This is a genomic window from Paenibacillus sp. MAHUQ-63, assembly GCF_028765165.1.
GTDB lineage: Bacteria > Bacillota > Bacilli > Paenibacillales > NBRC-103111 > Paenibacillus_E.
Genome location: NZ_JARADB010000001.1, coordinates 967,443 through 979,932 on the forward strand (window position 1 = coordinate 967,443; position 12,490 = coordinate 979,932).

The 12,490-nt window shown below is 50.8% G+C and carries 13 protein-coding genes; 5 read left to right on the top strand and 8 right to left on the bottom strand.

From position 1 onward, the window contains the following. Positions 1 to 51: 51 nt before the first annotated feature. Entirely contained in the window at positions 52 to 483 is a 432-nt protein-coding gene (locus PUT07_RS04255) for a hypothetical protein (protein WP_274466546.1), read from the top strand. Next, positions 483 to 1,550 (top strand): phosphodiester glycosidase family protein, encoded by a 1,068-nt coding sequence (locus tag PUT07_RS04260; protein ID WP_274467453.1) that lies wholly within the window; start codon positions 483 to 485, stop codon positions 1,548 to 1,550. The genes PUT07_RS04255 and PUT07_RS04260 overlap by 1 nt, the downstream gene beginning before the upstream one ends. Positions 1,551 to 2,141: 591 nt before the next feature. On the opposite strand, the gene PUT07_RS04265 is transcribed toward PUT07_RS04260, so the two are convergent. Next, a complete protein-coding gene (locus PUT07_RS04265) occupies positions 2,142 to 2,396 on the bottom strand; it encodes an AbrB/MazE/SpoVT family DNA-binding domain-containing protein (protein ID WP_274467454.1) in 255 nt (84 codons plus the stop codon). Positions 2,397 to 2,575: 179 nt separating this feature from the next. Further along, positions 2,576 to 3,040, bottom strand: coding sequence for a tRNA (uridine(34)/cytosine(34)/5-carboxymethylaminomethyluridine(34)-2'-O)-methyltransferase TrmL (gene trmL, locus PUT07_RS04270; protein ID WP_274466547.1), 465 nt, complete (start codon positions 3,038 to 3,040; stop codon positions 2,576 to 2,578). 163 nt (positions 3,041 to 3,203) lie between these two features. Here trmL and PUT07_RS04275 point away from each other — a divergent pair, with 163 nt between their 5' ends. Continuing rightward, entirely contained in the window at positions 3,204 to 3,920 is a 717-nt protein-coding gene (locus tag PUT07_RS04275) for a response regulator transcription factor (RefSeq protein ID WP_274466549.1), read from the top strand. 76 nt (positions 3,921 to 3,996) lie between these two features. Here PUT07_RS04275 and nrdF read toward each other — a convergent pair whose 3' ends face one another. The 4 genes from nrdF to serC all read right to left on the bottom strand — a co-directional run bounded on the left by nrdF (position 3,997) and on the right by serC (position 9,132). Further along, complete coding sequence (nrdF, locus tag PUT07_RS04280; protein WP_274466550.1) at positions 3,997 to 4,983, bottom strand: class 1b ribonucleoside-diphosphate reductase subunit beta; 987 nt, start codon at positions 4,981 to 4,983, stop codon at positions 3,997 to 3,999. A gap of 22 nt (positions 4,984 to 5,005) precedes the next feature. Next, positions 5,006 to 7,090 (bottom strand): class 1b ribonucleoside-diphosphate reductase subunit alpha, encoded by a 2,085-nt coding sequence (nrdE, locus tag PUT07_RS04285; RefSeq protein ID WP_274466551.1) that lies wholly within the window; start codon positions 7,088 to 7,090, stop codon positions 5,006 to 5,008. Then, positions 7,077 to 7,436, bottom strand: a complete 360-nt coding sequence (gene nrdI / locus PUT07_RS04290; protein ID WP_274466552.1) for a class Ib ribonucleoside-diphosphate reductase assembly flavoprotein NrdI — start codon at positions 7,434 to 7,436, stop codon at positions 7,077 to 7,079. Before nrdI ends, nrdE begins: the two co-directional genes overlap by 14 nt. Before the next feature lie 607 nt (positions 7,437 to 8,043). Next, positions 8,044 to 9,132: a 3-phosphoserine/phosphohydroxythreonine transaminase gene (serC, locus tag PUT07_RS04295; protein ID WP_274466553.1), complete on the bottom strand. Its 1,089-nt coding sequence runs from the start codon at positions 9,130 to 9,132 to the stop codon at positions 8,044 to 8,046. Positions 9,133 to 9,282: 150 nt separating this feature from the next. On the opposite strand from serC, the gene thpR reads away from it, so the two are divergent. Further along, positions 9,283 to 9,891 (top strand): RNA 2',3'-cyclic phosphodiesterase, encoded by a 609-nt coding sequence (gene thpR, locus PUT07_RS04300; protein WP_274466554.1) that lies wholly within the window; start codon positions 9,283 to 9,285, stop codon positions 9,889 to 9,891. A gap of 307 nt (positions 9,892 to 10,198) precedes the next feature. Further along, positions 10,199 to 11,059: a DUF421 domain-containing protein gene (locus PUT07_RS04305; RefSeq protein WP_274466555.1), complete on the top strand. Its 861-nt coding sequence runs from the start codon at positions 10,199 to 10,201 to the stop codon at positions 11,057 to 11,059. Between the two features lie 51 nt (positions 11,060 to 11,110). On the opposite strand, the gene PUT07_RS04310 is transcribed toward PUT07_RS04305, so the two are convergent. Both PUT07_RS04310 and PUT07_RS04315 read right to left on the bottom strand, forming a co-directional pair. Further along, positions 11,111 to 11,731: an NUDIX hydrolase gene (locus PUT07_RS04310; protein ID WP_274466556.1), complete on the bottom strand. Its 621-nt coding sequence runs from the start codon at positions 11,729 to 11,731 to the stop codon at positions 11,111 to 11,113. Continuing rightward, positions 11,728 to 12,249: a mismatch-specific DNA-glycosylase gene (locus PUT07_RS04315; RefSeq protein ID WP_274467455.1), complete on the bottom strand. Its 522-nt coding sequence runs from the start codon at positions 12,247 to 12,249 to the stop codon at positions 11,728 to 11,730. Before PUT07_RS04315 ends, PUT07_RS04310 begins: the two co-directional genes overlap by 4 nt. Positions 12,250 to 12,490: the final 241 nt, after the last annotated feature.

Genomic DNA, 12,490 nt, shown 5'->3' on the forward strand with positions numbered 1-12,490 from the left:
TTTCTGTTAAAAATATGAAATATGTTATACTAGTAGACAGAGGTGATTATCATGAGTATGCAAATCGAGGCAACGTCTGCGAATTCTTTTCCCCGGGCTGCCAAAGCTACGAAGGTGAAGAGGAAAACGTACGTCCTGTTGTTTCTTGGTTGGGTCATGCTGATCGCAATCGGAGTGGCGGCAGCGATGCTGTATACAGAGCATTTGAGACAGAAAATAGCAACCGATATCGCACAGCAGACCCAGCAACAACTACAGCTGGTTCAGCAAGATTACCAGAAGCAGGTAACCGAACTGAAGGATAGCGTTTCAACCGACATGAAAGCTTTGCAAACCAAAGTTGACTCGCTCAATGAACTGCTGGCCTTCACCAAAGACAGCGCCAACAGCAAAACCGACAACAGCAACCAACTCTACACACAGCTCGCCGAAGTGAAGAAGAAACTGGATGAGCTGCAGAAAAATTTGGATGTGTTGAAGTGATGACGACGATCCAAGGAATCAACCGTGTCTTCCTGCTGGCTTGTGCACCGTTTATCGGGATGCTCATATGGCTGCTTATCGCAAGCGTGCATATACCGCTCGGCACTTGGACTGCAGCCGCCTCAACGCCGGTCTCCTTCCATCAGGAAGCCCTGACCCTCGACACCTTGTTAACTAAGGCAACGAACGATGCGGCACAGACGAAGACGATCATTCAGCAATATTACGCCTTATATGAGAAAAGTACGGCAGAAGTGGCCGCCGCGCTGCAAACTGCCGCCGCTCAAGCCGCGAAGCCCGGCATCATCTACGATGCCCGCATCACGGCGAAGCTTGGCAGCCCGGTCAGGCAAGCCTCTTCCGGCAATATCGACCTGAAGCTATTTGCCTTGAATGAGAGCAACTACAAAGGATATGCGCTCAAAGTTAATCTGAAGAGCGACAAAGCCATCAAGCTTGTCCTCGGCAAGGACAAGATGGGGTCGAGCGAAACGACCCTGGAAGCCGTTAACCGGTATGGCGCTATTGCCGGCGTGAATGCCGGAGGCTTCGCCGATGACAGCAAGGGCCGGCGCTATCCGCTTGACACCACCGTCATCAACGGCAAATATTTGAACGGCTTCTTCCCGACGACGAACGACACGACGTTCATCGGGTTGAACAAAGACCGCAAGCTCATCGGCGGCAAGTTCATCTCGCAAGCGGATCTGGACAAGCTCGACCCGCTGATGGGATCGACCTTCGTTCCTGTCCTGCTCAAGAACGGTGCCAAGACGACCATCCCTTATCAATGGCAGAGTTCGCCGGCGCGAGCCGCCAGAACCGTGATGGCCAATTATAAGAACGACCAGCTCTTGTTCATCGTCACGGACGGCTACGACGAAAGCGGAAACTCCGGGGCGACGCTCGCCGAGCTGCAGGACAAGATGCAGCAGTTGGGCATCGTCGATGCCTATAACCTGGACGGAGGCGGCTCCACGACCTTGGTCATGGGAGGCACCGTCATGAATCGCCCGTCCGACGGCAAATTGCGGCCGCTGGCGACGAACTTCTTATTTTTTAAATAATCGTAATTATTCACAGTTTATTCAAATTTTTTTGCCGTTGATTGGGGTATAATAAAGCTTAACTATATGCTTTGATGTTCTTCAACCTATAGGGGGTGCAGCAATGTTTGGCTTATCCGCAACATTTTGGCTCGTTAATTCCGTTTTTGTGCTATTTCTCGTCGCTATGATGACGGCTTCCTATAACGAGGACAAAACAAGAGGCCTGTAAGTTGCCAAAAGCTCGTCAGAATGAATACATTCTGGCGGGCTTTTTCATTTGAGCTATGACTAATAACCCTACAAGAAAAAGGACCCCTCGCGGAGTCCTCTGACGGTGAAGATTAGTTGGTTATGCCTGAACCTTACTTCAGCTCGGTCCCTACCTCATCACACGCTTGCAGTACGTAACTACAATTCATGATTTCTGCGGCACATCTCCTCGCTTCTATACGGATTCAATAACAACCTTCCTGATGTACTTGTCTTTGACACAGCACCTCTCTGCTATCACCGTCGTCAAATAGTATGTCCGGGATTTCCGTTCCTATACACCAACTAAAAAAGCACCGCATTCTCTTCCGAGAAGGCAATGCTTTTCATTGTCCTTAATTAGGCTCTTACTTTCAAGACATTCATCTCTGTTACACAACTTCCGCATATGTAACGTTCTTTGAACTCGCTGACGTTATCCATGCTGCCGCAGAATACACATTTCGGGCGGTATCTTTCCAAAATGATATGATCACCCTGCACCAAAATTTCGACAGGATCCCCTTCATTCATCTGGTATCGTTTGCGTAACGATTTAGGCAGAACAATACGTCCCAATTGATCGACTTTACGAACGACTCCGGCTGGCTTCATCATAGGACTTCACCTCTCTTCCGCTCTCAATTTCTACGCTAAGCGGTGGCTTAGCATATCTATACGGACTGATACGGAATACTATTCGCCGTGTAGGAAGAAACTCCTTCTAATTCCAAGCGGAAATTTCTTTTATTGTCAATTTTGCCGACCTAGGCCTAAATCGTATGCGATAGCGCTTAGTCCAAACCTGCAAACCCTGTCTGCCGCAAACCTTCATACAGCATGATCGCTACGGAGTTGGATAAATTGAGCGATCTTACCGCATCGGACATCGGGAGTCTGAGCAGCGTATCCGGGTGCTGGCGCAGGAGCTCTTCCGGGAGACCTTTGGTCTCTTTACCGAATACGAGGAAATCACCGTCTTGAAATGTAAAATCCGTGTAACGCTTCTTCGTTTTGGTCGTCGCAAAAAAGAAACGGTGTCCTTTATACATCTCAAGTACCTCATCAAACGAATCGTGATATTCGAGCTTCACGGAATGCCAATAATCCAATCCGGCCCGTTTCAGCGTTTTGTCATCCGTTTGGAAGCCGAGCGGTCTTACCAGATGAAGATAAGTACCCGTCGCCGCGCAAGTTCGCGAAATGTTGCCGGTGTTGGCCGGAATTTCGGGTTCTACTAATACAATATGAAATGCCATGTCTGTCGAATTCACCTCATCCTCTATCCTATTATAAGCGGTTGCATAATGCAATTAAGTATGACCATTTACAGTTTTTACACTGGGTTAACTTTATCTTAATATGTCGATGATAGAGCTTTGTCATAATAGAGTCATCCTTCTCGATAAAAGGAGTCAACCTATGATGAAAAAGAAGATCCTAGTTGTCGATGACGAACCTTCCATCTCCATGCTAATAGAATTCAATTTGAAGTTAGTCGGCTTCGAAGTCCATTGCGTTTTCGATGGCGAGGCCGTATTCGATGCGATCCAAACGTTCCGCCCGGACCTGATCGTGCTTGACCTGATGCTGCCGAAGATGGACGGCTTTCAAGTATGCCGCAAGCTTAGAAACCAGAACAACCTTGTCCCTATTATTATGCTCACCGCTATGCAGGATCTTACCGACAAAATCGCCGGCCTGGATAACGGTGCCGATGATTACATGACGAAGCCGTTCTCGCCGCAGGAGCTCATCTCCCGCATTCACGCGATTCATCGGCGCATTCAGACACTGCCGTCAACGACGGAGAACACACCGATTACGATCGGTCAGATTTCTATCAAAGCCGATCAGCGCGAAGTGACCATGAACGGCGCACCGGTCGAGCTCACGCCCAAAGAATTCGAGCTGCTGCTGTTCTTGTGTAAGCACCGCGGCAAAGTACTGAGCCGCCAGCAGCTCCTTCACGGCGTGTGGGACTATCACTTCCTTGGTGATACCCGAATTGTCGACGTTCATATTTCCCACTTGCGCGACAAAATTGAGCAAAATGCACGCAATCCGGAATACATCATGACGATCCGTAACGTCGGCTACAAGTTGACGGAGCCTGTCGTCAAGGAATCCCTGGCATAACAGACCGCCGCCACGCACACAATAAGGGCTGCCCTCAAGTCATCATTGACTTCAAGGCAGCCCTTGCTTTTGTCATTTAGAATACGAAATCGTCATCCGTCAAGCCTTCAACATGAATCGTGCGTACGTATCCGTTCCCTTTTTTGGAGAAAAAGTCATGCTGTTTCGTCTTCGTGCTAAGGCCGTTCAATACGATCGGATTAATGTCCTCTTCCGGGAACATCGGATCAACACCCAGATTCATGAACGCTTTATTCGCGTTATAGCGGAGGAATGCCTTGACATCTTCCGCCAAGCCTAGAGGACCGTACAAGCTCTCCGTGTAGCCTTCCTCATTGGCATGAAGCTCGGTCAGCAGCGCTGTCAAAGTCTCATAAGCTTCATCCTGCTCCGCCGGGCTTAGCTCCGCGTACACCTCTTGAGCCAGCACCCCGACATACAGACCATGAATACTCTCGTCACGCAAAATCAGATCGATGATCTCGCCGCTGCTCGTCATTTTCCCTTGTCCGGCTAGATAGAGCGGATAGTAGAAGCCGCTGTAGAACAAGTAGCTCTCCAGCAGAACGGAAGCCGCCATCGCCAGGTACAGCTCTTTGGCCGTTGTAATATTTTCATAAAATGTGGAAATCTTGTTAGCCTTGAATTGCAGATAAGGATTGCGCTCCACCCATGCGAACAGCTCGTTAATCTCTTCCGTTGTCGAAAGCGTCGTGAAGATCGAGCTGTACGACTTCGCATGAATTTGCTCCATCATGCCCATGAAGCTGAGCACCGCTTTGCGTTGCAGCCCGTCCACGTGCTCAAGAATCTTCGGCATGCCGACGCCGCCTTGCATCGTATCCAGCAGCGTCAGACCGCCCAGCACTTTCATATATAGCTCCCGCTCCGCCGGACTCAGCGTAATCCAGGACATTTTATCGTCGGACAACGGAATTTCTTCATCCGTCCAGAACTGCATAATATTTTGATTCCAGAACGTTATCGTGAAATCATCATCCGGCCTGTTCCAGTTCACGGCCTTTCTGACAATCGGCGTACTCACCGTAGTCGCAGTACTCATCTATGTTAGGTCCCCTTCCGTATTACACCGAACAGCTTACGCATTCCTCAACGGACAGCTGATTCGTTCGCGTGTAGTAGAGCGATTTTAGGCCTTTATGTGCCGCATACAGGTACAAGCGGGCCAATTGTCTTGTTGACACGTCGCTATTCACATGCAAAATGGTGGAAATACCTTGATCCACGTGCACCTGAATTTCGGCGATCAGATCGAGAATTTTGAATTGGTCCATCTGATACGCGGATTTATAGTAGAAATAATTGTCGCGTGCCAAATACGGCATCGGATAATAAGTCGTCGAATTCGCATACGTCCGGGTTTCGATCTGCTCGACGATCGGCATCACGCTTGACGTTGAATTTTGGATATACGAAATGCTCTGTGTCGGCGCGACCGCCATACGGTAGGCATGATACAAGCCGTGCTTCTGCACGTCCGCTTTCAGCTTGCTCCAGTCGTCAGGCGACGGAATCGCCATCCCCTCGAACAGCCCCTTCACCTTATCCGTGCGCGGACGGTAATCCGTCTCCAGATAGCGGTTGAAGTAAGCGCCATTCGCATATTCCGACTGCTCGAAGCCCTCGAAAACCTGCCCCTTCGCTTTGGCAATCTCTACGCTTCGCTCAATGGAGTAATAGTTCATCGCCATGAAGAACGTGCGAACGAAATCCTTCGCTTCATCGCTTTCGTAGCTGATTTTGTTTTTGGACAAATACCCGTGCAAATTCATGACGCCAAGCCCAACGGAGTGCAGCTCGCGGTTCGCTTTGGCTACCCCTGGCGCGTTGCTGACCGTCGTCATGTCACTGACTGCCGTCAGGGCGGTCATGCCCTCATGAACCGTCTCGCGCAGCTTCTTGCGCTCCATGACGTTGGTGATGTTCATCGAAGCCAAATTGCAGGAAATATCGCGCAGAATCACGTCGTCTTCGCCGTAATCGTTAATTTCCGAAGTCTCTTGCAGCTGGAAAATCTCCGTGCACAGGTTGGACATCTTAATTGTCCCGATCCCTTTAAGCGCATGATCCTTGTTCGCATTCGTCCGGTTCATGATATACGGATACCCGGATTCCAGCTGGGTTGTCGCAATTTTGACGAGCATGTCGCGCGCACTCATGACGACCTTCTTCTTCACTTTCGGATTCGCCAGCAGCTCATCGTACATCTCGTCGAGATCGAGATCGTCCAAGTGCTTGCCGTAAGCCTGCCATACGGTATATGGCGCAAAAACATGAAGCGGCTGATTTTGTTCCGCCAGCTTGTAGAATTTGTTCGGAACGATCAGGCCGATCGATAATGTTTTCAGACGGGACTTCTCGTCTGCGTTAATTTTTTTGGAATCGAGGAACTCCATCAGATCCCAACCGAAAATGTTGTAATACGCCGCTCCGGAGCCCTTGCGCTGCCCCATTTGGTCGGCATAGGAGAACGCATCCTCCATCAGCTTCAGAACAGGCATAATCCCTTTGGCGGCTCGTTCCACGCCTTTGATCGATTCCCCGCGCCCGCGCAGCTTGGACAGATTGACGGCGACACCGCCACCGATTTTGGACAGCTGCATGCAGGTGGCCAGCACATAGTTAATGGAATTGAGGGAATCGTCCATCTCCAGCAGGAAGCAGGACACCATCTCGCCCCGGCGGCTTTTGCCTGCGTTGAGGAAGGTCGGCGTAGCCGGCTGCAGGCGCTGCTCCATCATCGAGACGGCCAGCGTACGGGCGGTTTCTACGTCTCCTCTGCCCAAGTACAAGGCTACGATCGCTACGCGATCCGGGAAATGCTCGAGGTACAACTCTTTATCATCACTGCGCAAAGCATAATCTGTATAAAATTTCGAGGCAGCCATATAGGAAGCGAACTCGAATTGATTGTCGTGGGCCACTTGATAAACTTCGTTGACTTCATCTTCCGTATAACGCTCATACACATTCTCGTAGTAATTATTGTCGATCATGTAACGAACTTTCGAAGAGGTATCGGGGAAAGTGAGGCTTTTGCTGTGGACGTCCTTCATGAAAACTTCAACGGCTTCTTTGTCCTTCTCCAGTTGAAAAAATCCGTCTGCTGCGCGTTGCATCAATAAATTATTCAGCTCAATGTGCCGCAATTGCATGTACCCCCTGAACAAATCGTTCTACATCATTTTTGGTGCCGGATAGCTCAAACTTGGTTAACACCGGCACATCGTATTGCTGGGAGATGGTGTCTGCGCTCTTCGCAAACCCGTCGCCCCAGTTGCGGTTCCCGCTTGCTGCGACTCCGATCAAATGAGAAGCGTTCGTTTCCAGAAACGAAGCCACCTTCTCAGGAACTTGACCAAATCCGGTCGTATAGGTAACGAGCACGAAGGGCTCGTCCACTTTCATCGCTTCCTCGATTTGGATGGCCGGCATTTTCAGCTTGTTAATAAACCGGCGAACATTTCCTGTTTTCGAATCGTAAGCAATCAGCATGGGCTCCGTCTCCTGTCATGTATCTTCAATCTCAAGCAAAACCGTATCTAGTGAGTCTTATGTATGAAACTCTATATCTAGTAAGTCGTATGTAGCTTACCTATCAACTATATCTAGTCATGCGGCCTTCGGCTCGACAAAAGAAGCGGAATTTCGCAATTGGCTAAGCGGCTGAAAAAGCGCGATATCAAGGGATTTCCCCGGTTATTCCGCGGAATTCCGCGATCCGTCCGGCTTCTCTTAATTTCCCATTTTTCCACGACATCTAGTTGATAGATTCAAATTTATATCAATATATAGTGTTTGTCAACGTGTGAAATCTCACATTTTCGGTCTCAAAATACCGAATCCCAGACAGGACGTGGCTCGCGGGGATTTGAAATTTTTTTTGGAGTTTTGCCTTGAAATTTTCACATTTGTCGAAAGGAATCCGCCGACCCTGTCCTACTAGATATAGATTCGGGTTATACCGGCACACAGCTCGCCAGAGACGCCTGAGCGGCCGTCTAAGGGCCATGCCGGCGAAGATCGGGCATATTGGCCTCCCAACCAAAAAAAGCTACTCACGCGCACACGAGGGTGCTGTGAGTAGCTCTTGAACCGTATCTTAACTATTGCGCTTGTGGAAATCCTTCATGAACTCCGCGAGCGCTTGGCAGGAAGCGTACGGAACCGCATTGTACGTCGATGCGCGCAGACCGCCTACGCTGCGATGTCCTTTCAGGCCGATGAAGCCGTTCTGCTCGGTTTCCTTGATGAATTTCTTCTCCAATTCTTCATCCTGCAGACGGAACGTAATGTTCATGGCCGAACGGCTGCCCTTGTCGACAGGACCGCGGTAGAAGCCGCCGCTTTGATCGATGGCATTGTAGATCAGACCGGATTTCTCCAGGTTGTTCTTCTCGATAACGGCTAGTCCGCCCTGCTCCTGAATCCATTTGAGCACCAGGTTGACCATGTAGATGGAATACACCGGCGGCGTATTGTACAAGGAATTGTTTTTGCTGTGGATTTCGTAACGGAACATCGTGGCAATGTTTTTCGGCAAATCCTGCAGCATGTCTTCCTTGACGATGACGACCGTCACACCGGAAGGACCGAGATTTTTTTGCGCGCCGGCATAGATCATGCCGAATTTCGACACGTCGACCGGACGGCTTAAGATGTCACTGGACATGTCGCCGATGAGCGGTACGCTGCCCGTGTCCGGATAGCTTTGGAACTGCGCGCCTTCGATCGTTTCATTGGATGTGATATGCAAATAAGCCGAGTCCGGATGAAGGTTGATTTCACTAAGATCCGGAATTTTCATGAATTTATTTTCTTTGGAGGAGGCTGCGATATTCACTTCGCCGAACAAGGAAGCTTCCTGCACCGCTTTCTCCGCCCAAGCGCCTGTCAGCACATAGCTGCCCACTTTGCCCGGCTTCAAGAAATTCATCGGAATCATCGCGAATTGCGAGCTGGCTCCGCCTTGCAGGAACATGATTTGGTACCCATCCGGGATGTTAAAAATTTGCTTCAATAATTGCTGTGTTTCATTATGTACTTGCTCGTATTCAGCGCTGCGATGCGAAATTTCCATGATCGACATGCCGATGCCTTTGAATTCGACAAGTTCCTCTTGCGCTTTCTGCAAAACTTCGAGCGGTAATGCCGCAGGCCCTGCGTTAAAGTTATAGGCCCGATTTCCCATGAATGACCACACCTTTGCTTTTGTATTATGGCTATGATAGCAATATTCTCCTCATGCATCAAGTAAAACCTTCGTTGGCAATGCTAGAAGAAGTTAGGAAACAAAACCATCTCTTCCCCTCCATACTTCGGCAAAGGAGCCACATCTCACATGATTCACACCGAGCATTCGACACGCACGAATAGGACACCATCCGACAACTACCGGCTGTTTGTCGGCATCGGGCTCCCGCCGGACACGCAGCGGGAGCTCGCTCTTCTGGCGGCCTCCCTGCGGGAGAGGCTGCCCTTTCAGAAGTGGACGCACCCGCAGGACGTCCACGTGACGCTCTCTTTCCTCGGCGACACCGCCGCCGAGAAGGTTGAAGCGCTGGCGGACGAGCTCCGCCGGCTCGCAGCGGCGGCGCCGCCGCTCACGCTGCACGCCGAGGGGCTCGGCGTGTTCGGACCTCCGGCGGCGCCGTCGGTGCTGTGGGCGGGCGTCGCCGGCGACCTGGACGCGCTCGCTGCGCTGCAGCGCGAGGTCGCGGGCGCCTGCGCCCGCCACGGGTTCCCGGCCGAGGCTCGCGCCTACCGGCCGCACCTCACGCTGGCCCGCCGCTACCGCCAGGCGGCGGGTCCGTTCTCGCGCGCCGCGCTCGCCGGCGCGCCGGCGCTGCCCGCGTGGCGGGTAGAGGACATCGTCCTCTACCGCAGCCACTTGGGCCGGCAGCCTTCGTACGAGTCGCTGGGCGTTTTTCCTTTGGATCCCGGCGTATAACTTCCATTATTTTCACAAATAATGTATAAACTTGCCTACTGTTTCTGACATCGTCTTGATTGAACACGGGCCGTCCTAAAATAGAGGATCTATGGTCCTCTATTCACCGTGGAATTAACGATTTGGCCCTCAATAGGAACTACGATCCTCTATTCAACCAATTTCAGCCTAAAACCAGGCTTATCGAGGCAAATAGCGCCCTGTAGTTCCAGCAAACTCGGCACTACAGCCTGCCGCCAAGCACCTTTGAGCCGCCGTTTTTTTATGCTGGCTCTCATTGCTTTTTGAAACGAAAGGAGGAGATCACATGCCCGATGCTTATGAAGTCATCGTACGCACCCTTTTAGCCGTAATCGTATTGTTCATCATGACCAAAATTCTTGGAAAAAGACAAGTATCCCAGTTATCTCTGTTCGAGTACATCACGGGCATTACCATTGGAAATCTGGCTGGAGCGATATCCTTGGATATTGACTCGAAATGGTTCCTCGGTCTGATCTCGTTAGCCGTTTGGATCGCGTGTTCTTTAGGTATTGAACTTTTACAGCTAAAAAGCAAAAAAATGCGAGATTTTATTGACAGCAAAGCAACCGTACTTGTTAGAGACGGGAAGATTTTAGAAGATAATTTAAAAAAAGAACGACTCACCACGGATGAACTTATGGAGCAACTGCGTAAGCGTTCAGTTTTCAAAGTAGCGGATGTTGAGTTTGCGATCATGGAGCCTAGCGGTGAGATTAATGTATTGCTGCATCGTGAAAATCTCCCGCTCACTGCGAAGCACCTCGGCATCAAGGTTGCACCGGAGAAAGAGCCTCAAGCGGTCATCATGGACGGTGAGATATTGGATGAAGCGTTAGCAACCCTCTCATTTAATCGGGGATGGCTGAAAACGGAGTTGGATAAAGTAGGAGTAACGGTTGAAAATGTTTTTCTAGGGCAAGTCGATTCGTACGGCCAGTTGTATCTTGATTTATTTGACGATAAAATCAATGTTCCCGTGCCGCAGGAGAAAGCCACCCTCTTCGCGACCTTGAAACAGTGCGAAGCCGACCTTATGCTGTACGGGCTGACAACCAACAATAAACAAGCCAAAGCGATGTACGAGGAATGCTCCAAGCAAATGGAGGATATTCTCGACCAACTTAAGCCTATATTGATGCGATAAATCAAATTGCTCCCCGCCGTGGTTATACGACTGGGAGCATTCTTGTTTGTTTCAATCCAGCAGCACCTGCGACGCTGGGCCACTAGCAAGCTCAAACATCCGTTTGACCTGCTCTACCGTGTTCCGCTCTATAGACAGAGGCGGCAGCTCATTTTCGCCAAAAAAGCCAACTTTGGTCGTTTCCAGGCTGACCTCAAGCGCCTCTCCGCCGACCAGCTCGCACAAGATGAAGATCTTGTACGTGTAGTTGGGCGATGGCGGATGGGCGTGGCGTTTCTTATCCAGAACCGCCAGCAAGCGCACCGGCTTTACGTCGTAGCCGGCTTCCTCGCGGGTCTCCTTGACAGCGATCTCGGATGGGGTGTAGCCGATATCCGCCCAGCCCCCGGGCAAAGCCCAGGCGCCGTCGGTTCTTTCCTGAACGAGCAAGATCTTGTTCTCCTGCAGCACGACGGCCCGGATATCGACCTTCGGCGTCTGGTACCCCGTCTCTCCAGCGAACAGCTCCGTCACCTTGTCGATCGGCGTATCGGTGAAATAGCTCATCATTTCAACGCTGATTTTGCGCAGCGCCTCATAGCGCTCCAAATCGTAGCCATTCTCTCCATAGGTGAGCCCCGCTTGACTGATCGCTTGAATTTCTTGCGCCCAATGCAGCCATGGTATGTTCATTCCTCATCCATCTCCATCCCGATTAATGTTGTGATACCACGGAAGATTGCGACCATTTCGTCCAGCTTCATGCGAACAAGGCCGCTCGAAGACGGGCATACATATTCAATGACACCCGGAACGACGGGGTCGGACTGCTTCCCCCATGGCATCCCTTTGCGCCCGCTGTACTGCTCGTAGACGCCTTTGCCGACGAAGCATACGACCTTCGGGCGATAGCGTTCGATTTTCTCCTTCAGCAGGACACGGCCCTCCCGGTACTCTTCCGGCGTAATTTCTGCTGCCGTTAAGGAAGGTCGCGCCACGATATTCGTGAACCCGTAGCCGAGCTGAAGCAGATCGCCGTCCTCCTCCGGCTTGTAGAGCCGGGGCGTAATGCCGGCCTGGTGCAGAATGCGGTAAAACCGGTTGTTCGGGTTCGCATAGTGATGGCCGGTTTCGCCGGATCGGAGGCTGGGATTGTAGCCCACGAACAATATCTTTAAATGATGCTGCAGATGATCCGAAATCGGCTCTATCCCCACTCGGTCAACCCTCCTGACATCGTGAATGACTTTTCTTTAAGGTTACCATGAATACCGCTCGCCACGCGAATCTAACGGACACAGCGACCGTTAATCTTGCAAAAAGCTTGGCGTTTCGGCGCTAACGGAAACCAGATACCTTATTTACCGATTTCGGGGCTCAAATCGGCCATAGAGGAGTCATTAACGGCACGGGTGTCCGTTACATATTCAAAGCGGCCCTATTGTGTGAAAT

Coding starts and splice junctions, on each gene's coding strand:
- thpR (WP_274466554.1), top strand. CDS start 9,283: ATGATTCACACCGAGCATTCGACACGCACGAATAGGACACCATCCGAC.
- PUT07_RS04265 (WP_274467454.1), bottom strand. CDS start 2,396: ATGAAGCCAGCCGGAGTCGTTCGTAAAGTCGATCAATTGGGACGTATT.
- trmL (WP_274466547.1), bottom strand. CDS start 3,040: ATGGCATTTCATATTGTATTAGTAGAACCCGAAATTCCGGCCAACACC.
- nrdF (WP_274466550.1), bottom strand. CDS start 4,983: ATGAGTACTGCGACTACGGTGAGTACGCCGATTGTCAGAAAGGCCGTG.
- PUT07_RS04305 (WP_274466555.1), top strand. CDS start 10,199: ATGCCCGATGCTTATGAAGTCATCGTACGCACCCTTTTAGCCGTAATC.
- PUT07_RS04255 (WP_274466546.1), top strand. CDS start 52: ATGAGTATGCAAATCGAGGCAACGTCTGCGAATTCTTTTCCCCGGGCT.
- PUT07_RS04275 (WP_274466549.1), top strand. CDS start 3,204: ATGATGAAAAAGAAGATCCTAGTTGTCGATGACGAACCTTCCATCTCC.
- PUT07_RS04310 (WP_274466556.1), bottom strand. CDS start 11,731: ATGAACATACCATGGCTGCATTGGGCGCAAGAAATTCAAGCGATCAGT.
- PUT07_RS04260 (WP_274467453.1), top strand. CDS start 483: ATGACGACGATCCAAGGAATCAACCGTGTCTTCCTGCTGGCTTGTGCA.
- nrdI (WP_274466552.1), bottom strand. CDS start 7,436: ATGCTGATTGCTTACGATTCGAAAACAGGAAATGTTCGCCGGTTTATT.
- serC (WP_274466553.1), bottom strand. CDS start 9,132: ATGGGAAATCGGGCCTATAACTTTAACGCAGGGCCTGCGGCATTACCG.